Raw genomic sequence first — 22,384 nt, forward strand, 5'->3', positions numbered from 1 at the left:
GCGCATGTCGCTCCGCCCGATCCTCGGACTCGCCGCCCTGCTGTGCAGCGTCTCGGCGGTTCACGCCCAGCACATCACCCCGCAGATGCTGCGCGACCATGTCGCGGTCCTCGCCAGCGATGCCTATGAAGGCCGCGAGCCGGGCACCCCCGGCGGCGATCTTGCCGAAGCCTATGTGTTGCAGGCGTTCGCCGATGCCGGCCTGAAGCCCGGCGCGCCCGATGGCCGCTGGCGACAGGAGGTATCGCTGACCGAGATCGAGGCGAAGTCGGCGACCGCCGCGGTCACCCGCAACGGCCGCACGACGCCGCTGACCGGCGTCGTCGCGATCGGTGCCCAGCCCCAAACCCGGATCGCTGGTGCCGGCATCGTCTATGCCGGCGGGATCGAAGCCGATGCCATCGCCGCCGCGCCCGTTCGCGGCAAGGTTGTGGTGATGACGCTCGGCCCCGGTCGCGGTGCCAAGGTGAAGGCACTGGCAAAGGCCGGTGCGGTCGCCGCGATCTTCCTGACCCCGGCCACCATTTCCGACGCCGATCTGCGCGAGAATTTTGGCCGTTCGACCGTCCGCGACGGCGAAGCCGCACCGCTGTCGGTCGCCTATCTCTCCGATGCGCAGGCAACCAGCTTGCTCGGCGACCGCGCGGCATCGCTTGCCAAGGCAGGCACTGCCAAGGATTTCCGCCCCGTCGACGTCGACGGCACGCTCGACCTGACGGCAACGACCACCCGCCGCCGCTACACCACCGCCAACATCGTCGGAATGATCCCCGGCCGCACCCGCCCGAACGAAGCGGTGCTGCTGTCGGCGCATTGGGACCATATCGGCATTTGCCGGGCAGAGGGCGCGCCCGACCGCATCTGCAACGGTGCGGCCGACAATGCCAGCGGCACCGCGATCCTGATCGAGGTCGCCCGGGCGCTGGCCAAGGGACCGGCGCCCGAACGCAGCATCTATTTCGTCGCGACCACGGCCGAGGAAAAGGGCCTGATCGGCGCCGATGCCTATGCCGCCGCCGTCGCCCAGAGCCCGCTCAAGATCATCGCGAACCTCAACATCGATACCGCCGCGATCGTGCCGACCGGCATGCCGGTCGCGATGGTCGGGCGCGGCAACCATCCGAAGATCGACGCGATCGTCGACGCCACCGCCCGCGCGATCGGCCGCAAGGTCGATACCGACACCGAGGCGAACATCATGGTGCAGCGGCAGGACGGCTGGGCGTTCGGCAAGCGCGGCATCCCCGCCGTCATGGCGACCGGTTCGGTCAGCGACATGAAGCGCCTGTTCGCCTATCTCGACGGCCCGTATCACAAGCCGAACGACGACCTCGCGCATATCGACCTGTCGGGCGCTGCCGAGGATGCCAATTTGCATGTCGCGCTCGCCCGCGCGCTCGCCGACCCCGCCCGCTACCCCGCCAACTGAAGACGAGACGACGCTTCCCATGGATATCACCCTCGGCCTGACCTTCGACGACGTGCTGCTGGTTCCGCAGGAATCGGACGTGCTGCCCAGCCAGGCCGACCCGCGCACCCGCGTCGCCCGCAACCTGGCGTTGAACATCCCCTTCCTCTCGTCCGCCATGGACACCGTAACCGAGGCCGACATGGCGATCGTCATGGCGCAGCTGGGCGGGATCGGCGTGCTCCACCGCAACCTGACCGTCGAGGAACAGGTCGCGGCGGTGCGCGCGGTGAAGCGCTTCGAAAGCGGCATGGTCGTCAACCCGATCACCATCACTGCCGATGCGCCGCTCTCCGCCGCGCGCGCGCTGATGGAGCGCCACCGGATCAGCGGCATTCCGGTGGTCGAAGGGTCAGGCAAGCTGGTCGGCATCCTGACCAACCGCGACGTCCGCTTCGCCGAGAACCCCAATCAACCCGTCGCCGAACTGATGACGCGCGACAATCTCGCGACCGTCCGCATCGGCGTCAGCCAGGAAGAGGCGCGTCGCCAACTGCACCAGCGTCGCATCGAAAAGCTGCTGGTCGTCGACGACAATTATGCCTGCGTCGGCCTCATCACCGTCAAGGACATCGAAAAGGCGGTGACCTATCCGAACGCGACGAAGGACGGCGCCGGCCGCCTCTGCGTCGCCGCTGCGACCACCGTCGGGGACAAGGGCTATGAGCGGACCGAAGCGCTGATCGAGGCCGAATGCGACCTGATCGTCATCGACACCGCGCACGGACATAACCGGCAGGTGGCCGAGGCGGTGAAGCGGGTCAAGGCCATCGCTCCGCATGTGCAGGTGATCGCCGGCAACGTCGCCACCGGCGAAGCGACCCGCGCGCTGATCGACGCCGGCGCCGACGGCATCAAGGTCGGCATCGGACCGGGATCGATCTGCACCACCCGCGTCGTCGCCGGCGTCGGCGTGCCGCAGCTGACGGCGGTCATGGACGCTGCCAAGGCCGCGGCGGGCACCGGCGTGCCCGTCATCGCCGATGGCGGCATCCGCACCTCGGGCGACGTCGCCAAGGCGCTGGCTGCCGGTGCGTCGGCCGTCATGATCGGGTCGCTGCTGGCGGGGACCGAGGAAGCACCCGGCGAAACCTTCCTGTACCAGGGCCGCGCCTACAAGAGCTATCGCGGCATGGGATCGGTCGGCGCGATGGCCAAAGGATCGGCCGACCGCTATTTCCAGCAGGATATCAAGGACCAGCTGAAGCTGGTGCCCGAAGGCATCGAGGGACAGGTCGCGTTCAAGGGCCCGGCCAAGGACGTTATCCACCAGCTGGTCGGCGGGGTGAAGGCGGCGATGGGCTATACCGGGTCGCACACCATCACCGATCTGCAGGAACGCGCGCGCTTCGTCCGCATCACCAATGCGGGCCTGCGCGAAAGCCATGTCCACGACGTGACGATCACGCGCGAGGCGCCGAACTACCCAACGCGCTGAGCCTGAAGGGCAACGGCACAGGCGCGGTGGCCGGGCTTTTTCGGTCGCCGTTCCCTTTCGGGTTGCCGCGCGTTTGACGGTACGGCACCGCGCTCTGTGCCTGCGCTCGCTGGATTGATCTATGTTATGTTGGTAGCGTCGGGCATGGTTTTCTTGGACAGCGAAGCATGACCCCGGCGGCACGGACTCAAGCGGCAATCGATCTGGTCGACGCGATCCTTGACGCGGCGCGCACCGGTGGCGCGGCGGGCGATCAGGTCGCCAAGCGCTTCTTCGCCGCTCGCCGCTATGCCGGGTCGAAGGACCGCCGCGCGATCCGCACGCTCGCCTATGACGCGGTCCGTCGTTTTGGCGCGGTCCCGGTCAACGCGCGCGCCGCGATCGTGGCCCTCGCCGATAACGACGCCGATCTCGCCGCGACCTTCGACGGATCGCCCTACGGCCCCGTGCCGATTGCCGCCGACGAACCGCGCGCCGAAGTCGGCTATGCCCCCGCTTGGCTGGTCGATGCGCTGCGTAGCGCCGGCCTCGACGACGCCGACCTCGCCGCGCTGCTCGAACGCGCCCCGCTCGACATCCGCGTCAACCGCCTGCGCACCGATCGCGACACGCTGCTCGCCGAACTGGGCGGCGAACCGGCCGCCGACCTGCCCGACGCGATCCGCCTGCCTGCCGACACGCTTCCCGACAGCGAGGCGCTGCGCGACGGCCGTGCCGAGGTGCAGGATATCGGCAGCCAGATCGTCTCGCTCGCCGCCTGTGCCGAACCGGGCGGCTTCGCGATCGACCTGTGCGCGGGCGGCGGTGGCAAGACGCTCGCCATTGCCGCGCAGATGGCGGGGGAGGGACGCATCCTCGCCACCGATACCGACCGTCCGCGTCTGTCGCGCCTCGCCCCGCGTGCCGCCCGCGCCGGCGTGACGATCGCCGAACCGCGGCTGCTCGATCCGGGCAAGGAAGCGGCGATGCTGGCCGACGTCGCCGGTCAAGCCAACTGGGTCATGGTCGACGCCCCCTGTTCGGGCACCGGCACGTGGCGGCGCAATCCGGAGGCCCGCTGGCGGCTGACCCCCGACCGGCTCGACCGGGTGGTCGCCACCCAGGCGCGACTGCTCGACGTCGCCGCCGGGCTTACCGGACCGACCGGCACCATCACCTATGTCGTCTGCTCGCTGCTCGATGCCGAAGGCGCGGGACAAGTCGATGCGTTTCTTGCCCGCAACTCCGATTGGCGCGCGCTGCCGCTTGCATTGCCACGCGGGCACGTTCACGGTCCGGGAATGCGCCTGACCCCGGCATCCGATTCAACCGACGGCTTCTTCGTCGCACGGCTCGGCCGGGAATAGGGCGGTGTCGCACTCGGAGAAGTTGATGCGGTTCACCTCGGTTTCGGTCGCGGCCGCGCTCGCGCTGGTCTGCGCGTCGACCTCGCTCAGCGGGCAGCGTCCCGACAACCAGATCGACCCGCGCTCGACCGCGCTGCTGCAGCAGGGACGCGCCGCCCAGGCTGCCGGCAATATCGAGGGTGCGGTCGGTCTGATCGAAAGCGCGCTGGTCGTCGACCCGCGCAACCGTCCCGCCTATATCGCGCTCGCCGATATCGCGCGCGGACAGGGCCTGCCCGGCAAGTCGATCCGCCTGTACCGCGAGGCGCTGAGCCTCGAACCCAACGACGTCGTCGCACTGAAGGGCGAGGGCGAGGCACTGGTCCAGAAGGGCGCCGTCACCAAGGCGCGCGAGACACTCGCCAAGCTCAAGACCGTCTGCGGCGCGACCTGCCCCGCCGCGACCGAACTGGCGGCCGTCATCGCCAAGGGTCCGCCCGTCACCGCGACCGCGCAACAAACCCCGCCGACCGTACCGGGCACGCCGACGACGACCCAGCAATAATGGCGTTGCTGCTCGCCGCGCTGGCACTTGTCCAGGCGAACGTGGCGGATCAACCGTCGGCGTTCCTTCAGGTTACCGGCAACGGGATGGTCGCCACCCCGCCCGATCGGGTAGAAATCGGCTATTCGATCGCGGGCGAAGGCAAGACGCCTGACGAAGCCAGCCGTACGCTCGCCGCGCGGCAAGAGGCGATCGCCGATGGACTGGCGGGGGTGCTGAATGGCGGGGCGAAGGTCACGACCGGCAATGTCGAACTGACCGAAGTCCGCGCACCGGAATGTGACCCCTCGGGCTATGGTAATCGCCCACGGATCAGCACCGGCGCATGCGCCATAACGGGCTATGTTGCGACGTTACAGGGCACCGCCCGCACGAGCGCGGTCACCAAGGCCGGCACTGCCGTCGGCCTCGCCGTACGTTTGGGCGCGCGCGATGCGCGGGTCCGGCAATTTCGCCTCGCCGATCCGGCTGCGGCCATGCGACGCGCAACCGCTGCGGCGATCGCAGACTCACGTGCCAAGGCAGAGGCGATAGCCGCCGCCGCCGGGGTACGGTTGGGCGAGGTACTGAGCGTTACCGACCAGAACCAGCAATCGATCGATAGCTTTACCGCAGACGATATCGGATCAATGCCCGGCGTATCGCGCGGTCGGGTTTCCGGTGCGGTCGCCATCCCGCTTTCTCCCGAACCGATCGAGACGCGAGCGCGGGTCTACGTCCGCTTTGCGGTGGTCCGGTAGCTGTTCAACCCGCGTCCAGCCGCCGGGCGAGTGCAACGAACTCGGCGACGCTGACCGTCTCCGCGCGTCGCGTCGGATCGATGCCAACCGCCGCAGCCGCGTCGATCGCGCCTGGCACCGCCTTCAAGCTCTGCCGTAGCATCTTGCGCCGCTGACCGAACGCGGCGGCGGTTAGCCGTTCGAGCGTTTTCAGCGAAACGCCCGCCGGCGCCTCGCCCGGCACGACATGCACTACCGCCGACATGACCTTGGGCGGCGGGGTGAAGGCGCTGCGATGCACCGGCATCGCGATCCGTGCCGTGCTGCGCCACTGGGCCAGCACCGCCAACCGCCCATAGGCGTCGTCATTGGCGCTGGCGACGATCCGGTCGGCGACCTCGCGCTGGAACATCAGTGTCAGGCTGCGCCACCATGGCTGCCAGTCGCTCGACAGCCAGCCGACGAACAGCGCGGTACCGACGTTATAGGGCAGGTTGGAGGCGATATGCGGTCGTCCCTCGAACAGCGACGGCGCGTCGATCTCCAGCGCATCGCCCTCGATCACTCGCAACCGGCCCGGAAACGCCGCGCCCAGTTCCTCGAGCGCCGGGATGCAGCGCCGGTCGCGCTCGATCGCGGTCACCCTCGCGCCGGCGAGCAGCAGCGCGCGGGTCAGCCCGCCCGGCCCAGGCCCCACCTCCAGCACTTCCTGATCGTGCAGGTCGCCGGGCACGCGCGCGATCCGGTCGAGCAGTTGCTGGTCGAACAGGAAATTCTGTCCCAGCGCCTTGTTCGCCGACAGATCGTGCCGCTTGATGACCTCGCGCAGCGGCGGCAGGTCGCCGACCGGGGCGACGCTCACGCTGCGGCCCGGCGCGCGGCGGCTTCGCCCGCCATGCGGATGGCGGCGATCATGGCGCCCGGCTCCGCCAGATCCTGCCCAGCAATGTCGAAGGCGGTCCCGTGGTCGGGCGAGGTCCGCACGATCGGCAGCCCGAGCGTGATGTTGACCCCGTCGTCGAAATGCAGCGTCTTGATGGGGATCAGCGCCTGATCGTGATAGGCACATAGCGCCGCATCATAGCGGGCCCGGGCGCGCGGGTGGAACATGGTATCGGCGGCCAGCGGTCCGACGATGTCGATACCCTCGGCACGCAGCTGCTCGACGGCGGGGATCATCACCTCGATCTCCTCGCGCCCGATCGCGCCGCCTTCGCCGGCATGCGGATTGAGCCCGGCCAGCGCAAGGCGCGGGGCGGCGATCCCGAAATCGCGCATCAATCCGCGCGCCGTCGCCCGCGCCCGCGACACCAGCAGGTCGATGGTCAGCACCTGCGGCACCGCCGCGAGCGGCTCGTGAATCGTCAGCGGCACCACGCGCAACGTCGGCCCGGCCAGCATCATCACCGCATTCTCGCGCGCCACGCCGCAGCGTTCGGCGACGAATTCGGTCTGCCCCGGATAATCGAACCCGATCCGGTACAGTTCGGCCTTGGACACGGGTGCGGTGACCAGCCCCGACGCAGCATCCGACCGCGCCAGCCCCGCCGCGAGTTCGAGCGACTGCAATGCACAGCGCGCGCCGCCGATATCGGGGCGTCCGGGCACGATGGCGTCGCCGTCGACGACCGACACGACCGGCAGCGCGCGCCCGCAAACCGCCGCCGCATCGCGCGGATCGTCGATACGCTCGACCGGCCCGTTCCAGACTGCCGATACCGCCCGCACGTCGCCGACCGCGAAGAAACATGGCAACGCTTCGCTGTCGCGCCGTTCCCATGCCTTGGCGATGACTTCCGGGCCGATGCCGGCGGGATCGCCCATCGATACGGCTAACGGCGCGATCGCCGACATCGCACCCGCTCCCTCAACGATATTCGATCACCGCGTCACGCCGCAGGTCGCGCATCATCCGCTGCGCGCGCAGGTTGACGCGCTCCTGCTCCAGCCCCTGTTGGATCTGCGCGGCGCTAGGCAACGCACCGTTGCGCGGGTCTTCGCGACCGCACAGCACCAGCACCCGCACGCCGTCCTTGGGCGAACCGAAGGGCGGGGTGGCCTGTCCGACGTTCAGCTTCAGGATGATCTCCTGCAATGCCGGCGGCAGGCTGCGCACGGTGACCGAATCATTGTCGACGATCTCGGCCTTCTGCGTCTGTGCGACCTTGGTCGCGTCGCCGCAGCCGCGGATAGCCTGCGTCGCTTCGGTAAAGGCGGCGACCTTCGCACTCGCCTGCGCCTCGGTCGTGCCCGCGGGGAAGGGGAGGAACAACTGCCGCAGCGCCAGCTTCGCGTCGCGCGGATCGGCCATCAGCACCTGCCGCTTGTCGGCCAGGTACAGAACCGAATAGCCGCCCGGCACCTCGATCGGTCCGGCGATCTGCCCGACCTGCATCTGCTGTGCCGCACGCTGCAACTGTTCGGGCAGCATGTTCAGGCGCACGAAGCCCAGGTCACCGCCCACCGCACGCGTCGATGCCTCGGAAAAATTCCGCGCGAAATATTCGAACGGCGCGCCCTGCCGGATCTGCTCGATCATCTTGGTCATGCCCGCCTGCACCTCGGCAGCACGGTCGGGCGTCGCGTTCATATAGATTTCGCGGAGATTGAACTCCTCGGCGCCCTTGGATTCCTCCATGCGCTTGATGACCGCCGCGACTTCCTCCTCGCCGACGTTCACGAACGGCTCGACCTGCCGCCGAAGCAGCCGGCTCCACGCCAGTTCGCCCTCGATCTGCCGCCGTAGCGAGCGGTCGGAAGACCCGACCGTGCGCAGATAAGCGCGCAACTGCTCGGGCGTCTGGTTGAAGCGCTGCTTGGCGAGGCGGTTGAAGCTCTGCTCCAGCTCGGCCGGCGTGACGGTGATGTCCTTCGCCTTGGCCTGCTGGATCTGCAGCGTCTCGTCGATCAGCTGGCGCACGACCTGCTGGCGCAGCACCTCGCGGTCCTGCTCGCTCAGCTTGAAGTCGTTGAGCGCGACGATCAGCGCCATGCGCTGGTCGACATCGGTGCCGGTCAGCACCGTGTCGTTCACGATCGCGGTCGGCTTACGGATATTGGGGTCCAGCTTGCCGAAGATCGTCGGATTGCCCGGCAGGTTCAGATTGGCGCCGGGCACTTCCTGCCCGTCGCTCACGGTCTGCGCCGCCAGCGTGGCGGCGGCGGCGATCGCGACGAAACCGGCGATCGAACGGCCGATGCGGCCGACATTCACGATGTTGTTGGTCACTTGGTCGTCTTATCCCATGCGCGCGGATTCAGGGCGGTGCCGCACCATTCGGGCAAATTCATGGCCCGCCGCGCCTGAACAGAGCCTTATCGCCCCAGGTTCTTCAAAGCCAGCGTTACCAAATAGCTGCTGCCGCTGCGTGCGTCGCCGATCCGCTGGTAATCGCGCTTCCACGTCAGCCCCAGCCGCAGGCAATCGTCCTCATACTGGACACCCAGCCGGTGACGGATCGGATCGTAACCATCGGACAGCGATAGCGAATCCTCCGACTTGTCGGTCAGGTCGACCGTCGCCGACCCGAATGCCGACCAGAACGGGCCATAGGCGATCCGGCCAGCGACGCGAATTTCCTCGCGATCCTGCAGATCCTCCAGCTCGTCGATATCGCGGTTCAGCCGCAGATAGCCGACCTGGAGGTACGTCCGCCGGCTGCCGACCGTCGCGTCGAGTTCGTTGCGGCGAATCTTCAGCCCGTCCTTGTCGAGGCGGTAGCGATGGGTGAACGTCACCAGCTCGCGGAACCGGATATCGGTCCGCCCGACAAAGTCGGAGAAGCGATCGTCCAGGCCGGTGCCGCTCGGCAGGATGCTGGCGCGCTGGCTGGCGCGGTAGCTCTGCCCGATCGTCGCCGACACCGCCACGCCCGGCAGGTCGAGCGCATAGTCGAGCCCATAGGTTATGCGCGACGAATCCTCGAACCGGTCGTATCCGGCGAAGCGATTGAGCGCGAACAGGTTCGAATCCTCGAGATCGACGGCGCGGGCATCCTCGTTCGGGACCGCCAGATTGGCGATCCTCGGCGACGCGACCAGCTGTACGCGCGGGCTGATCCGTTGTGTCCCCGCGCCGATCGGCCCGACGAACGGCCAGCGGATATCGACCGCCGCCGCCGCGATGCCGCGCGGGGTGAAGCCTTCGTCGCCGCGATAACTGAGCACCGCGGTATCGATCGTGTCGCGCGCATTATAGACGTCGCCACGGGCATAGGCGGTGAAGGTCACCTCCTGCCCCAGCGGCGTATAGCGCGTCAGGTCCCAGCGCGCGGCGGCAAAGGCACGCTGCGTATCCTGTCCCTCGCTCCGCCCGATCGCCAGCGTATTGAGCTGCACCTGCGCGACGCCACCCAACAGGCCGTTGAACCGGCGTCGATAATCGAGTTCGGGCAGCGCCACCGGCTGCATGCCCTGATCGTCGCCGACCCGAAGCGTCTGCACCGCCCAGCCGCTGATCGTCAGCATCGAGTCGCGGTCGATCCGCTCGACCGTCACATTGTTGCGCAGCCGGTCGTCGCGTGAAATGTCGTAGCGGCGCAGGAACGTCTGGTCAGTGGTATAGCGCAGCGACCCCGACACCGCCCAGTTCGGATCGAGCTGGAACCGCCCGACCGCGTCAAGATAGCCACGGAACGACTGTTCGCTCCCCGTCGGAACGATGCCGAGCACGAGATCGTCGCTGCGCCGGCTGACCGTCGCATAGCCCTGTACCCGGTACGCACCCTTCGACGTTAGCGCCCGATAATCACCCTGCAGCATCGGCAGCACCGCGGTATAGACGTGCGGCGTGATGGTCAGGTCGCGATTGGGCGCGAGGCTGAAATAATAGGGGACGGCGACCTCGACTCCGTTGACCCGGTCGAGCCGGATCGACGGCGCCAGCAGCCCCGAATCGCTGCCGTCGCCGATCGAATGCGAGAAGGACGGCAGCGGGATCGTCGGCAGGCCGAAGATGGTCAGCCCCGCGCCGGTATAGCGGATGCGCTGCCGCGTCGGATCGTAGCGGACGCGGATCGCGGTGATCTTCCACGACGGCTCCTTCGGGCATCCCGCCGAATTGGTCACCGAACACGGCGTATAGGCCGCGCTTTCGACGGTCACGACGCCGTTTTCGGAACGGGTACCGCGCTTCGCCGCAATCCGCCCGCCTTCGTCGAGCACCACCAGCATATTGTCGACCACGCCGTCCTTCAGCGTGTCGGTCAGCTCGATCCGGTCACCATAGGCGATATCGCCCTGCGGATTGGTCACCGCGATATTGCCGTCGGCGACGACCTGTCCGGTCTTGCGGTTCCACGTCACCCGGTCGGCGCGCAGCCGGTTGCCGTCGCGCAGCAGCCGCACCTCGCCGCTGGCCGTCACGATATCGGCATTGCTGTCATATTCCAGCAGGTCGGACGAGAAATCGATCTGGTCGCTGGTCGGCGGGGTCGGCAGCGCCTGTTCGGGCGCGGGCGGCGACGTGGGCCGATCCTGCAAATCCTGCGCACAGGCCGGCCCGCCGAACGCCAATGTCAACCCAAGGGCAAGCGACCCGATCGAACGCACCACTAGTTCCGCTTCCCCTTGTCGCCGCCCGCTGGCGACCTTGTCGCCAGTGCCTATCGCACCGTGCAACGGGAACCGCAATCGCTGTCCACCCGCTTTACCTGCCCGCAACAGCGGGCCTAGAAGACGGCAGCGCATACGTGCGCCAGCGTAGAAGGAAGTGCATGTCGATCTCGATCCAGTTCGCCCCCGACCGGGGAACCGCCACCGCCCTCGTCCTGCCGATCTCCACCGGGGGGCTCGACCGGATCGCCGCGGCCGGGCTCGACGAAGCCACCGCGACGCTGGTCGCCGGTGCCGCCCGCGCCGGCCGGTTCGAGGGAGAGGCCGGGTCGATGGCCGAAATCTTCGTCCCCGGTGAGGGCGACAGCGCTAACCGCGTCATCCTGCTCGGCATCGGCGCCGGCGACGGCGCAGCACTGGAAAAGGCGGGCGGCGCGCTGACCGGCCGCTTCCTGCTCTCCGGCCTGACCGAGCTGACCGTCGATTTCGCCGGCACCGACTTGCCCGCCGCTTCGGTCGCACGCTTTGCGGCGACCGCCGCGCAACGCGGCTGGCGACAGGACGGCTATCGCACGAAGATGCCCGAAAAGTCGAAGCCCACGTTGACGACCATCACCATCGCCAACGCGCCCGATGGCATCGACGACGCGTTCGTCGCCGCCGATGCGATCACCAAGGGGCTGGACCTGACCCGTACGCTGGTCACTGACCCGCCGAACGTGCTCTACCCAGTCAGCTTCGTCGAGAAGTGCCGCGAACTGGCCGATCTCGGCATCGAACTGACCATCCTCGACGAACGGCAGATGGCCGAACTCGGCATGGGCGCGCTGCTCGGTGTCAGCTTGGGCTCGGAGAAGGAAGCGCGGCTGCTCGCCATGCGCTGGAACGGGAAGGGCGAGGGCGATGTCGACCTCGCGCTGGTCGGCAAGGGCGTGACCTTCGACACCGGCGGCATCTCGTTGAAACCCGGCCCCGGCATGGAAGACATGAAATGGGACATGGGCGGCGCGGGCGCGGTCGCCGGCGCGATGAAGGCGCTGGCGTCGCGCAAGGCGAAGGCCAATGTCGTCGGCGTCGTCGGGCTGGTCGAGAACATGCCCGATGGCAAGGCGCAGCGCCCCGGCGACGTTGTCACCAGCATGTCGGGCCAGACGATCGAGGTGCTCAACACCGATGCCGAAGGGCGTTTGGTGCTCTGCGACGTGCTGACCTGGGTCCAGAAGACGCATAACCCCGGCACCATCGTCGATCTCGCCACGCTGACCGGGGCGATGATCATCAGCCTCGGCAGCGAGCATGGCGGCATGTTCGCCAACGACGATTCGCTCGCTGACCAGCTGCTCGCCGCATCGCGCGAGTCGGGCGACCTGCTGTGGCGCTTCCCGCTGTCGCCGGCCTATGACAAGCTGCTCGACAGCCCGATCGCCGACATGAAGAATATCGGCCCGCGCGGCGCCGGCTCGATCACCGCCGCACAGTTCCTGAAGCGCTATATCGAGGAAGGCGTGCGTTGGGCGCATCTCGACATCGCCGGCATGGTATGGGCCGACAAGCCCGGCAACCATCACGACAAGGGCGCGACCGGCTTCGGCGTGCGACTCCTCGACCGGTTCGTCGCGGACAATTTCGAGGGTTGAGACCGGACTGCCGCCGCCTCCGTCATTCCAGCGCAGGCTGGAATCTCCCGCGGCAAGCGCGGTACATCTGCTGCGAGAGACCCCAGCCTCCGCTGGGGTGACGGGGGTGGGGAGGGCCCACGAGCAAACCCATGAAAGTCGACTTCTACCACCTGACCCGCAGCCCGCTCGAACGCGTGCTTCCCCGTATCGCCGCGCGGCTGCACGGCGATGGCGAGCGGCTGTTGCTGGTGTCCGAAGATGCCGATCAACGCCGCGACCTCGACATGCTGCTGTGGACCTACGCTCCCGACAGCTTCCTGCCGCATGCGCAGGCCGGGGCGGGGGACGACCGCCTGCAAGCGGTGCTGATCGCGCCCGACGTCACACCGGCCAACAGCGCCCGCAACATCGCCATCGTCGACGGCCGCTGGCGCGACGAGGCGCTGACGTTCGATCGCGCCTTCCACTTCTTCGGGGAGGATCATATCGCCGCCGCCCGCTCCGCCTGGAAGGCGCTGGCCGATCGCGACGGCGTCGAACGCCGCTACTGGCGACAGGGCGACAATGGTTGGGAACAGGCGGCGTAGCGCTTGCCTGCAACGCGGTGCGCGACTAGGGGGACCGTCAACTTCCAACCAGCAACGCAGGAGCTGCGACCACCATGGCCGCCACCCGTACCTTTTCGATCATCAAGCCCGACGCGACCCGCCGCAACCTGACCGGTGCCGTCACCAAGATGCTGGAGGAAGCCGGCCTGCGCGTCGTCGCCTCGAAGCGCATACAGATGACCCGCGAACAGGCCGAAGGCTTTTACGGCGTGCACCGCGAGCGTCCGTTCTTCAACGACCTGGTGTCGTTCATGATCTCGGGCCCGGTCGTCGTCCAGGTGCTGGAAGGCGAAAACGCCGTTCAGGCGAACCGCGACATCATGGGCGCGACCAACCCGGCAAATGCCGAACCGGGCACGATCCGCAAGGAACTGGCCGAATCGATCGAAGCCAATTCGGTCCATGGTTCGGATTCGGAAGAGAATGCGAAGATCGAAATCGACTTCTTCTTCAAGCCGGAAGAAATCGTCGGCTGATTGAATGCCTGATGCGAAAAAGGCCCGCTTCCCGGTTGGGGAGCGGGCCTTTTTTGTGTCGGAAGCAGTAATTTGTACCTAACCGTTCATGCTGAGTAGGGGCTGAGCGCAGTCGAAGACCCGTATCGAAGCACCTTCCCCAGACGGTCCTTCGATACGCCATTTCGACAGCTCAATGGCTACTCAGGACGAACGGGAATGTCGGAGCTACCTTCCCCGTTCGGTTCGAGCAGCTTCGAGCTTGTCGAGAAGCGTCCGTCGAGAACCCGGCGCTTGGGGCACCCCCTTCTCGACAAGCTCGAACCTTCGCTCGAAGCAAACGGGAAGTGCACGAGGAAAGGGGAAGGTAGCAGATAGCCTACCCCGCCAACCGCCCCAGTTCCTGAGCCCACAGCGTATCCAGCCGCCGCCCGACGCCACCGCTCGCCGCTTCCCGCCGTGCAAGCGCGGTCAGTTGCAGCGACCGCCCACCGACCAATCGCCCATGGGTAGTAAAGACCAGATCGTAGATCGCACTCGATCGTCGCTGCGTCTCGCCGTCCCACCACGTCGCGGTGATCGCAACGGGCAACCGGCCCTCGATCGCATCGGCCCCGCCATCGGTGATCGCCAGCAACGGCGCACGCACCCAATCCGCTGAGATCGCCACGTCGCCGACCGCGGATTTAGCCGGCACCTTCAACGCCGGCGGAAAGGTAACGTCGATCCGCTCGATCCGACGGTCGGCAGCGCTGAGCACCAGCCGTTCGCCACCGCGGTCCGGCGTGGCCACGATCGCCAGCGCCGTCTTGGCCTTGGCCAAAGACGCGCGTTCGGCGGCCCGTTCAGCCTCGGTCGTCCGTCGCTCCGACACGTTGTTCCACAGCGTCAGCCCGCCGATCACGACGCCGGCCACCGCCACGCCCTCGGCCAGCGTGATCCACCGCCGCCGCTCGGCCCGGGCGTCCTCGGCTTCGCTCACCGACCGCCGGCCTCCAGCAGTCCGCGCGGCGCGGCCAGTTCCCACGCATGGGCGACCGCATCGTCGATCGCGGTCGCATCGCCATCGGGCAGCGCTACCCAGCCATCGTCGCCGCGCACCGTCGCCGCGCCATCCACCCGCACGAACGCTTCGCCTTCGACCAGAAAGACGGTCGCGCCATCCTCCTGTCGCTCCTCGACCGCCGGCAACACCTTTACGGCTTCACGGATACGGTCGATCGTCTCGGTCATCGCGTCACAAACTCCGCCAGGGTTCGCGGGTAGAGGCGGTGTTCCTCCACCAGCACCCGCGCCGCCAATGTATCGGGCGTATCGTCGGGCAGGATCGGAACGCGCGCCTGCGCCAATACGCTCCCGGCATCCAGTTCCTCGGTCACGACATGGACCGAACAGCCCGCCTCCGCATCACCGGCAGCGATCGCCCGCGCGTGCGTATCCAGCCCCTTATAGGCCGGCAGCAACGACGGGTGGATATTGACGATGCGGTCGCGCCACTGCCCGACGAACCAGTCCGACAGCAACCGCATATAGCCGGCAAGCGCGATCGTCTCGACCCCCGCCGCCCGCAGCGCACCGTCGATCGCCGCCTCATATTCCGCCTTCGGAATGCCCTTGGGTGAATGGGCGAAGGTCGCGATGCCCGCTTCGGCGGCATGGGTCAGGCCAGCGGCATCGGGCTTGTCCGACGCCACCATCACGACTTCAAACGGACAGTCCGCCGCCTGTGCCGCCGCGATCAGCGCCGCCATGTTCGATCCCCGCCCCGAAATCAGGACGCCGACACGGTGTTTAGCCAAGATGCGTCGCGCTCCAGTCGCTCCGCGCGCTCCATGTCCCGGCGCTGCCCTTGACGGTGCAACCCTTCTCGCCCGCATCGACCGTGCCGATCCGCACGACAGTCTCGCCGGCCTCCGCCAATGCGGCGGCGACCGCGTCCGCGTCCTCGGCAGCGACCAGCACCGCCATGCCGATACCGCAGTTGAAGGTGCGCGCCATCTCCTCCGGCTCGATATTGCCCTGCGCCTGCAGGAACGCCATCAACCGCGACTGTTCCCACGCATCGGCATCGACCATCGCATGCGCGCCTTCAGGCAGCACGCGCGGGATATTCTCCAGCAAGCCGCCGCCGGTAATGTGCGCCAGCCCATGGATGCGCCCTTCGCGCAGCAGCGGCAGCAGCGATTTCACATAGATCTTGGTCGGCGCCATCAGCGCGTCGATCAGCAGCACATCCTGATCGAACAGGGCAGGGCGGTCGAGCTTCCACCCCTTGTCCGCCGCCAGTCGCCGCACCAGCGAGAAGCCGTTCGAATGCACCCCCGACGATGCGAGGCCAAGGATCACGTCGCCCACCGCAACCTTGTCCCCGGTCAGCAACTGCTCGCGCTCGACCGCACCGACGCAGAAGCCGGCCAGATCATAATCGCCATCGGCATACATACCTGGCATTTCGGCCGTCTCACCGCCGATCAGCGCGCAGCCCGCCTGCCGGCACCCCTCGGCGATCGACGCGACGACCCGCTCGGCGGTATCGGCGACCAGCTTGCCGCTGGCGTAATAGTCGAGAAAGAACAGCGGCTCGGCACCCTGCACGATCAGGTCGTTGGCGCACATCGCGACCAGGTCGATACCGACCCCGTCATGCGCGTCATGCTCGATCGCCAGCTTCAGCTTGGTACCGACCCCGTCATTGGCCGCGACCAGCAACGGGTCCTTGAACCCGGCGGCCTTGGGATCGAACACCCCGCCGAACCCGCCCAGTTCGGCATCCGCACCCGGCCGCCGCGTCGACTTGGCCAGCGGCCCGATGGCGCGGACCAGGGCATTGCCCGCCGCGATCGAGACGCCTGCCTGTGCGTAGGTATAGCCGCCGCCGCGGTCCGCTTCGTTGCTCATGCACGCTCGACTAGCCACATCGCGCTTGGATTTCCACGCCTGCTTCGTCAAAAGGCGCGGATGACCCTGGTTCAGCCCCGCCGCATCCTTGCCGCCCTCGCATTGGGCGTGGTCGCGACCGGGGCGGTCGTGGCGCAGCAGGGCGGCGTCGCCGCGGTCGACGGATCGGGCAGTTTCGAGGTGAACGGCGTCCGCATCGACGTCGCCGGCCCCTCGGCCGAAGCCGCGCGCACCGCCGGCTGGCGCGTGGCACAGCGCAAGGGCTGGCAGATGCTGTCGCAGCGGCTGACGGGGCAAGCCCGCACGCTGCCCGACGGTACGCTCGATTCGCTCGTCACCAGCATCGTCGTCGAAAGCGAACAGATCGGCCCGAACCGCTACATCGCCCGGCTGGGCGTGCTGTTCAATCGCGGCCGCGCCGCCTCGATCCTCGGTATCGCCGGCGTGTCCGAGCGGTCGCCCGCCATGCTGGTCGTGCCGCTGATGTGGGACGGCGGCACCGGCACCGTGTTCGAACGCGCGACCCCGTGGCAGGCGGCATGGGCCCGCTTCCGCACCGGTGGCAGCGTCATGGACTATGTCCGCCCCAGCGGTACCGGCGCCGACGGCCTGCTCCTCAACGCCGGACAGGTGACGCGGCGCGGGCGCGGCTGGTGGCGCACCGTCCTCAACCAATATGGCGCGTCCGACGTGCTGATCCCGCAGGTCCGGCTGTACCGCCAATGGCCCGGCGGCCCGGTGATCGGCACCTTCACCGCCGGCTACGGCCCCGACAACCGCCTGCTCGGCAGCTTCTCGCTGCGCGTGAATCAGGGCGATGCCGTGCCCGCGCTCCTTGACGAAGGGGTCCGCCGCCTCGACGCCCTGTATCAGCAGGGCCTGCGCAGCGGCGCGCTGCGCCCCGATCTGGTGCTTGCCGCCCCGCCACCGGGCAGCGTCATCGTCCCCGACGAAGAGGAGATCGACGACCCGACGATCACCGATCCCGGCACCGGCCCGACCCCGCTGCCGACCGGAGAGAGCGTCACCCTGTCGATCCAGGCCGATACCCCGAACGTCGCCGCCGTCGAATCGACCGAGGCCGCGCTGCGATCGGTGCCCGGCGTCCGCTCCGCCGCGACCTCTAGCCTGGCGCTGGGCGGCGTATCGGTGCTGCGCGTCACCTTCGACGGCGATATCGCGATCCTGACCGCCGCCCTCGAATCGCGCGGCTGGCAGGTGCAGCAGGGTGAAGGGGCGCTGCGCATCCGCCGCCGCACCGCCTCGACCCCCGCCGCCCCGCCGAGTGCACCGCAGGAATGACCACGCTGCCTCGCGGTACGGTTCAGCTTACCCTGCCATTGGAACTTCCCGCCGGCGCCCGGCAGGACCTGTTCCTCGTCGGGCCGTCGAACGAAGCCGCCGTCCACCATCTCGATCATTTCGCGACCTGGCCGGTACAGGCCGCGCTGCTGGTCGGCCCGCGCAAGTCGGGGCGCACGCTGCTCGCCCGGCTGTTCGCGGCGAAGAGCGGCGGGACGATCGCCGACGATGCCGATCGCTGGAGCGAGACCGAGCTGTTCCACGCGTGGAACCGGGCGCAGGCCGATGCCCGCCCGCTGCTGATCGTGGCCGACGCCCCCCCGCCGATCTGGCGGATCGGGCTGCCCGACCTGCGTTCGCGGATCAACGCGACGCCGGTGTTGCGGCTCGAAGCGCCCGACGACGTGCTGATCGAAACACTGCTGCAATATCTCTTCGACAGGAAGGAACTCGTCGCCGCGCCCGATCTGGTGCGCTGGCTTGCCCGCCGCGTCGAACGGAGCCACCTTGCGGTGCTTCGCATCGTCGAGGCTCTGGAGGAAGATGCCATGTTGCGCTCGACGCGCCGTCTGACCGTTCCCGCCGCGCGCGCCGCGCTCGCCGGCAACCCGCTGCTGCTGGACCGGCTGCTGTGAACGATCCCGTCCCCTCCGCCCGCACCACCGTCGCCGCCGCACCCGAGGCGCGCTATTTCAACCGCGAACTGTCGTGGCTGGCGTTCAACCGTCGCGTCCTCGACGAAGCGTGCAATCCCGACCACCCGCTGCTCGAACGGCTGCGCTTCCTGTCGATCTCGGCCACGAACATCGACGAATTCTTCATGGTCCGCGTGGCTGGCCTGAAGGGACAGCAGATGCAGGAGGTCGGCCATGAATCCGCCGACGGCCTGACCCCGTCGCAACAGCTGGCGGCGATCACCGTCGACGCCGCCGGGCTGGTCGACAGCCAGCAGCGCATCTGGCGCGATATCGCGGCGCGACTGGCCGAACAGGATATCGTCGTGCTCGATGCCGACGCCCTGCATGGCGAGACCGAGGAATGGCTCGCCCGCTATTTCCGGGAACAGGTGTTTCCGGTGCTGACCCCGCAGGCGCTCGATCCGGCCCACCCGTTCCCGTTCATTCCGAACCTCGGCTCGGCGATGCTGTTCGACCTGATCCGCCGGTCGGACGATGTCGAAGTGCGCGAGGTCGTGCTGCTGCCCCCGGCCATGCCGCGGTTCGTCCGCCTGCCGGGCAAGACCGCGCGCTATGTCGCGATCGAGACGGTGCTGCGCCATTTCTCCGGCCTGTTCTTTCCCGGCTATACGGTGCGCGCCTCCGCCGCCTTCCGCGTCATCCGCGACAGCGATATCGAACTGGAGGAAGAGGCCGAGGACCTCGTCCTCTATTTCCGCACCGCGATCAAGCGCCGCCGCCGCGGCCGGATCATCCGCCTCGAGATCGAATCGGGTATCTCCGACGAACTGGTCCAGCTGCTGCGCGACGAAATGGGCGGCAGCGACGCGCTCATCACCGAAACCGGCGGGTTTCTCGGCATCGGCGACCTGTCGATGCTGGTCGCCGAGGATCGCCCCGACCTGAAATTCCCGCCTTTCTCCCCGCGCTTTCCCGAACGCATCCGCGAATATGGCGGCGATTGTTTCGCGGCGATCCGGGCAAAGGACATCGTCGTCCACCACCCGTACGAGACGTTCGACGTGGTGCTCGCCTTCCTCAAACAGGCCGCCGCCGACCCCGATGTCGTCGCGATCAAGCAGACGCTGTACCGCGCCGGCAAGCAGTCCGCGGTCGTCGCGGCGCTGGTCGCTGCGGCCGAAGCCGGCAAGTCGGTGACAGCCGTCGTCGAACTGAAGGCCCGCTTCGACGAGGAGCAGAATCTCAACCTCGCCTCGGTCCTCGAACGCGCGGGGGTGCAGGTCGTCTACGGCTTCATCGAGTGGAAGACCCACGCGAAAATCTCGATGGTCGTCCGGCGCGAGGAACAGGGCTATCGCACCTATTGCCACTTCGGCACCGGTAATTATCACCCGATCACCGCGCGCATCTACACCGACCTAAGCTTCTTTACTGCCGATCCGTTGATCGGACGCGATGCGGCGCAGGTGTTCAACTACATCACCGGCTATGTCGAACCGCAGGCGCTGCAACAGCTTGCCATCAGCCCGCGCGACCTGCGCGACCGGCTGGAAGCCCTGATCGAGGGCGAGATCCAGACCGCGCGTGCCGGGGGCAGGGGCTCGATCTGGCTGAAGATGAACTCGCTGGTCGACCCGGCGCTGATCGACAAGCTGTATGAGGCATCGGCGGCGGGCGTGCAGATCGACCTGATCGTGCGCGGCATCTGCTGCCTGCGGCCGGGTGTGCCAGGCATGTCCGACAACATCCGCGTCAAATCGGTGGTCGGCCGTTTCCTCGAACACAGCCGTATCTATTGCTTCGGCAACGGACAGGCGCTGCCCAACGACGACGCGCTGGTCTATGTGTCCTCGGCCGACTGGATGCCGCGCAATTTCGACCGCCGCGTCGAATATCTGCTGCCGATCACCAACCCGACCGTTCACGACCAGGTCCTCGATCAGGTCATGGTCGCCAATCTGCTCGACACTGAACAAAGCTGGGACCTTGGCCCCGATGGCAGCTATCGCCGGATGGCGAAAGGTGACAAGCCGTTCAACCTGCACCGCTATTTCATGACCAACCCGTCGCTGTCCGGGCGCGGTGCGGCGATCGAGAGCGGGGCGGCCACCGTGCCGCAGAAACTGTCGCTGCGCGCATGGCGGGCGGCCCGGGAAGGAACGATGTGATCCGATTGCCGTGGAGCCGTCCCGCCACCGTCGCGCATAGCGCGATCATCGACATCGGATCGAACTCGATCCGGCTGGTCGTCTATGGCGGGCCGGATCGCATCCCGGCGACGCTGTTCAATGAGAAGGTGCTGGCCGGGCTCGGCCGGTCGCTCGCGGCAACGGGCACGATCGACGCGGAGGCATTTCGCGTCGCCGGCGCCGCGCTCGCCCGCTTCGCATGGCTGACGCGCGAGATGCAGGTCGATGTCGTCCGCACCGTCGCCACCGCCGCCGTCCGCGACGCCAGCAACGGCCACGACCTGATCGCGCTCGCCGAAAGCGTCGGGCTGACCGTCGAGACGCTGTCGGGCGAGGAGGAGGCGCAGGCCGCCGGCCATGGCGTGCTGTCGGCGATCCCCGATGCCGACGGCATCGTCGGCGATCTCGGCGGCGGCAGTCTCGAACTCGTCCGGGTGAAGGGCGGCAAGCTTGGCGAGCGGGTGTCCTTTCCGCTCGGCGTACTGCGCATCGGCGCGATCCGCGAACGTCGCGCCGGCGAACTCGACCGCACCGTGCAACGGATGGTTCGTGACGCCGGCTGGGCGGGGCGCGGGCAGGGGCTGCCCTTCTACATGGTCGGCGGGTCGTGGCGTGCGCTCGCCCGGCTCGACATGCACCTGACCGGCTATCCGCTGCCGATCGCGCATGGCTATGCAATTTCCCTGAACCGGATCAATGCGTTGCGCAAGATTCTTGCCGATCTTCCCCGCACCGATTTGAAGGCGGTGCCGAACCTGTCGGGCGGACGCGTGCCGACGCTCGACAATGCGACGGCGGTGCTGGCGTCGATGACGAAGCATCTCGGCTCGGCGACAACGATGGTATCCGCCTACGGCCTGCGCGAGGGGCTGCTCTACGCCGCCTTGCCCGCCGATGTCCGCGCACAGGATCCGTTGCTGATCGCCGCCCATGACGAAGGCGCCCGGCAGGGCCGCTTCGCCGAACATGGCGACCTGCTACACAAATGGATCGCGCCGCTGTTTCCGAACGACGACGCCGCGATGGTCCGGCTACGCCACGCCGCCTGCCTGCTGGCCGATGTGGGCTGGCACGCCAACCCCGAATTCCGCGCCGAGCGCGGCGTGGAGATCGCACTGCACGGCAACTGGGTCGCGATCGACGCCGCCGGCCGCGCGATCGTCGCCCAGGCGCTCTACAGTTGTTTGGGCGGCGGTGGCGACGCCGCGCCCGATCCGCTCCCGCGGCTCGCCCCAGCGGCTGCGCTGTCCGCAGCGCACCGCTGGGGTCTCGCCATGCGTCTGGGCCAGCGCCTCAGCGGCGGCGTCGCCGCGCCATTGCAGCGCACCGACCTGCGGCGTGGTCGCGGGGCAGTCGAATTGGTCGTCCCCGCCCGCGACACCGCGCTATATGGGGAGGCGGTCCAGAAACGCCACAAGGCGCTTGCAACGGCGCTGGGCATGGAAGCGGCGCTGGTCGCCCCCTGACGCCGCTTTCCTACACGCTCCCGGTTTGCGATCCTCCGGCCGCTCTTTCCACGGTCCGGCCCACTAAACGCGTCTTGCGAACGTCAAGGTGACAACGTGTCAACTTCCGCGCCCAAGGTTTGACCTAACCAATTGCAATTA

Annotated in this window: 20 protein-coding genes; 12 read left to right on the forward strand and 8 right to left on the reverse strand. The window is 68.0% G+C overall.

The annotated features are described in order from the left end of the window. The first annotated feature begins 4 nt into the window (after positions 1–4). The 5 genes from ACTHQV_RS16270 to ACTHQV_RS16290 all read left to right on the forward strand — a co-directional run bounded on the left by ACTHQV_RS16270 (position 5) and on the right by ACTHQV_RS16290 (position 5,536). Positions 5–1,429, forward strand: a complete 1,425-nt coding sequence (locus tag ACTHQV_RS16270; RefSeq protein ID WP_440491766.1) for a M20/M25/M40 family metallo-hydrolase — start codon at positions 5–7, stop codon at positions 1,427–1,429. A 19-nt stretch (positions 1,430–1,448) separates the two neighbouring features. Beyond that, positions 1,449–2,906: an IMP dehydrogenase gene (guaB, locus tag ACTHQV_RS16275; protein ID WP_440491768.1), complete on the forward strand. Its 1,458-nt coding sequence runs from the start codon at positions 1,449–1,451 to the stop codon at positions 2,904–2,906. Between the two features lie 167 nt (positions 2,907–3,073). Continuing rightward, positions 3,074–4,252, forward strand: coding sequence for an RsmB/NOP family class I SAM-dependent RNA methyltransferase (locus ACTHQV_RS16280; RefSeq protein WP_440491770.1), 1,179 nt, complete (start codon positions 3,074–3,076; stop codon positions 4,250–4,252). A 25-nt stretch (positions 4,253–4,277) separates the two neighbouring features. Further along, positions 4,278–4,796 carry a tetratricopeptide repeat protein gene (locus ACTHQV_RS16285; protein ID WP_440491772.1) on the forward strand — a complete coding sequence of 173 codons (519 nt, stop codon included), beginning with the start codon at positions 4,278–4,280 and terminating at the stop codon, positions 4,794–4,796. After that, positions 4,796–5,536, forward strand: coding sequence for an SIMPL domain-containing protein (locus ACTHQV_RS16290; protein WP_440491774.1), 741 nt, complete (start codon positions 4,796–4,798; stop codon positions 5,534–5,536). The genes ACTHQV_RS16285 and ACTHQV_RS16290 overlap by 1 nt, the downstream gene beginning before the upstream one ends. A 4-nt stretch (positions 5,537–5,540) precedes the next feature. Here ACTHQV_RS16290 and rsmA read toward each other — a convergent pair whose 3' ends face one another. The 4 genes from rsmA to ACTHQV_RS16310 form a co-directional block, all read right to left on the reverse strand. Continuing rightward, the gene (rsmA, locus tag ACTHQV_RS16295) at positions 5,541–6,377 is read right to left on the reverse strand and encodes a 16S rRNA (adenine(1518)-N(6)/adenine(1519)-N(6))-dimethyltransferase RsmA (protein WP_440491776.1); all 837 of its coding nucleotides are present in this window, start codon (positions 6,375–6,377) and stop codon (positions 5,541–5,543) included. Beyond that, the gene (gene pdxA / locus ACTHQV_RS16300) at positions 6,374–7,369 is read right to left on the reverse strand and encodes a 4-hydroxythreonine-4-phosphate dehydrogenase PdxA (RefSeq protein ID WP_440491778.1); all 996 of its coding nucleotides are present in this window, start codon (positions 7,367–7,369) and stop codon (positions 6,374–6,376) included. The genes rsmA and pdxA overlap by 4 nt, the downstream gene beginning before the upstream one ends. Positions 7,370–7,382: 13 nt before the next feature. Further along, entirely contained in the window at positions 7,383–8,744 is a 1,362-nt protein-coding gene (locus ACTHQV_RS16305; protein ID WP_440491780.1) for a peptidylprolyl isomerase, read from the reverse strand. An 86-nt stretch (positions 8,745–8,830) separates the two neighbouring features. Next, the gene (locus ACTHQV_RS16310; protein ID WP_440491818.1) at positions 8,831–11,065 is read right to left on the reverse strand and encodes an LPS-assembly protein LptD; all 2,235 of its coding nucleotides are present in this window, start codon (positions 11,063–11,065) and stop codon (positions 8,831–8,833) included. Between the two features lie 170 nt (positions 11,066–11,235). Between ACTHQV_RS16310 and ACTHQV_RS16315 the strand changes: the two genes are divergently transcribed. From ACTHQV_RS16315 to ndk, 3 genes are all read left to right on the forward strand, one after another. Continuing rightward, a complete protein-coding gene (locus ACTHQV_RS16315) occupies positions 11,236–12,705 on the forward strand; it encodes a leucyl aminopeptidase (protein WP_440491819.1) in 1,470 nt (489 codons plus the stop codon). Positions 12,706–12,836: 131 nt separating this feature from the next. Further along, positions 12,837–13,274 carry a DNA polymerase III subunit chi gene (locus tag ACTHQV_RS16320; RefSeq protein ID WP_440491782.1) on the forward strand — a complete coding sequence of 146 codons (438 nt, stop codon included), beginning with the start codon at positions 12,837–12,839 and terminating at the stop codon, positions 13,272–13,274. 74 nt (positions 13,275–13,348) lie between these two features. Continuing rightward, positions 13,349–13,771, forward strand: a complete 423-nt coding sequence (ndk, locus tag ACTHQV_RS16325; protein WP_242115458.1) for a nucleoside-diphosphate kinase — start codon at positions 13,349–13,351, stop codon at positions 13,769–13,771. Between the two features lie 358 nt (positions 13,772–14,129). Here the strand turns inward: ndk and ACTHQV_RS16330 are convergent, their stop codons facing one another. Genes ACTHQV_RS16330 through purM form a run of 4 tightly spaced genes read right to left on the reverse strand, consistent with a single transcriptional unit; the run spans position 14,130 to position 16,648 of the window. Then, complete coding sequence (locus tag ACTHQV_RS16330) at positions 14,130–14,732, reverse strand: hypothetical protein (protein WP_440491783.1); 603 nt, start codon at positions 14,730–14,732, stop codon at positions 14,130–14,132. Continuing rightward, complete coding sequence (locus ACTHQV_RS16335; RefSeq protein ID WP_440491785.1) at positions 14,729–14,983, reverse strand: hypothetical protein; 255 nt, start codon at positions 14,981–14,983, stop codon at positions 14,729–14,731. Before ACTHQV_RS16335 ends, ACTHQV_RS16330 begins: the two co-directional genes overlap by 4 nt. Next, complete coding sequence (gene purN, locus ACTHQV_RS16340) at positions 14,980–15,501, reverse strand: phosphoribosylglycinamide formyltransferase (RefSeq protein ID WP_440491820.1); 522 nt, start codon at positions 15,499–15,501, stop codon at positions 14,980–14,982. Before purN ends, ACTHQV_RS16335 begins: the two co-directional genes overlap by 4 nt. A gap of 40 nt (positions 15,502–15,541) precedes the next feature. After that, positions 15,542–16,648: a phosphoribosylformylglycinamidine cyclo-ligase gene (purM, locus tag ACTHQV_RS16345; protein ID WP_440491786.1), complete on the reverse strand. Its 1,107-nt coding sequence runs from the start codon at positions 16,646–16,648 to the stop codon at positions 15,542–15,544. A 60-nt stretch (positions 16,649–16,708) separates the two neighbouring features. Between purM and ACTHQV_RS16350 the strand changes: the two genes are divergently transcribed. Genes ACTHQV_RS16350 through ACTHQV_RS16365 form a run of 4 tightly spaced genes read left to right on the forward strand, consistent with a single transcriptional unit; the run spans position 16,709 to position 22,243 of the window. Next, on the forward strand, positions 16,709–17,950 hold the full coding sequence (locus ACTHQV_RS16350; RefSeq protein ID WP_440491788.1) for a heavy-metal-associated domain-containing protein: 1,242 nt from the start codon (positions 16,709–16,711) through the stop codon (positions 17,948–17,950). Continuing rightward, positions 17,947–18,585, forward strand: a complete 639-nt coding sequence (locus ACTHQV_RS16355; protein WP_440491790.1) for a chromosomal replication initiator DnaA — start codon at positions 17,947–17,949, stop codon at positions 18,583–18,585. Before ACTHQV_RS16350 ends, ACTHQV_RS16355 begins: the two co-directional genes overlap by 4 nt. Next, positions 18,582–20,756: an RNA degradosome polyphosphate kinase gene (locus tag ACTHQV_RS16360; RefSeq protein ID WP_440491791.1), complete on the forward strand. Its 2,175-nt coding sequence runs from the start codon at positions 18,582–18,584 to the stop codon at positions 20,754–20,756. Before ACTHQV_RS16355 ends, ACTHQV_RS16360 begins: the two co-directional genes overlap by 4 nt. Further along, the gene (locus tag ACTHQV_RS16365) at positions 20,753–22,243 is read left to right on the forward strand and encodes a Ppx/GppA phosphatase family protein (protein ID WP_440491792.1); all 1,491 of its coding nucleotides are present in this window, start codon (positions 20,753–20,755) and stop codon (positions 22,241–22,243) included. Before ACTHQV_RS16360 ends, ACTHQV_RS16365 begins: the two co-directional genes overlap by 4 nt. The last annotated feature ends 141 nt before the right edge of the window (positions 22,244–22,384 follow it).

Source organism: Sphingomonas sp. SAFR-052 (assembly GCF_051965015.1).
Classification (GTDB): domain Bacteria; phylum Pseudomonadota; class Alphaproteobacteria; order Sphingomonadales; family Sphingomonadaceae; genus Sphingomonas.

Bases quoted from the DNA above. Each gene is read 5' to 3' on its own strand.
- guaB (WP_440491768.1), top strand. From the start codon at position 1,449: ATGGATATCACCCTCGGCCTGACCTTCGACGACGTGCTGCTGGTTCCG.
- ACTHQV_RS16335 (WP_440491785.1), bottom strand. From the start codon at position 14,983: ATGACCGAGACGATCGACCGTATCCGTGAAGCCGTAAAGGTGTTGCCG.
- ACTHQV_RS16270 (WP_440491766.1), top strand. From the start codon at position 5: ATGTCGCTCCGCCCGATCCTCGGACTCGCCGCCCTGCTGTGCAGCGTC.
- purN (WP_440491820.1), bottom strand. From the start codon at position 15,501: ATGGCGGCGCTGATCGCGGCGGCACAGGCGGCGGACTGTCCGTTTGAA.
- purM (WP_440491786.1), bottom strand. From the start codon at position 16,648: ATGAGCAACGAAGCGGACCGCGGCGGCGGCTATACCTACGCACAGGCA.
- ACTHQV_RS16280 (WP_440491770.1), top strand. From the start codon at position 3,074: ATGACCCCGGCGGCACGGACTCAAGCGGCAATCGATCTGGTCGACGCG.
- pdxA (WP_440491778.1), bottom strand. From the start codon at position 7,369: ATGTCGGCGATCGCGCCGTTAGCCGTATCGATGGGCGATCCCGCCGGC.
- ACTHQV_RS16290 (WP_440491774.1), top strand. From the start codon at position 4,796: ATGGCGTTGCTGCTCGCCGCGCTGGCACTTGTCCAGGCGAACGTGGCG.
- ACTHQV_RS16285 (WP_440491772.1), top strand. From the start codon at position 4,278: ATGCGGTTCACCTCGGTTTCGGTCGCGGCCGCGCTCGCGCTGGTCTGC.
- ACTHQV_RS16355 (WP_440491790.1), top strand. From the start codon at position 17,947: ATGACCACGCTGCCTCGCGGTACGGTTCAGCTTACCCTGCCATTGGAA.
- ACTHQV_RS16350 (WP_440491788.1), top strand. From the start codon at position 16,709: ATGACCCTGGTTCAGCCCCGCCGCATCCTTGCCGCCCTCGCATTGGGC.
- ndk (WP_242115458.1), top strand. From the start codon at position 13,349: ATGGCCGCCACCCGTACCTTTTCGATCATCAAGCCCGACGCGACCCGC.
- ACTHQV_RS16320 (WP_440491782.1), top strand. From the start codon at position 12,837: ATGAAAGTCGACTTCTACCACCTGACCCGCAGCCCGCTCGAACGCGTG.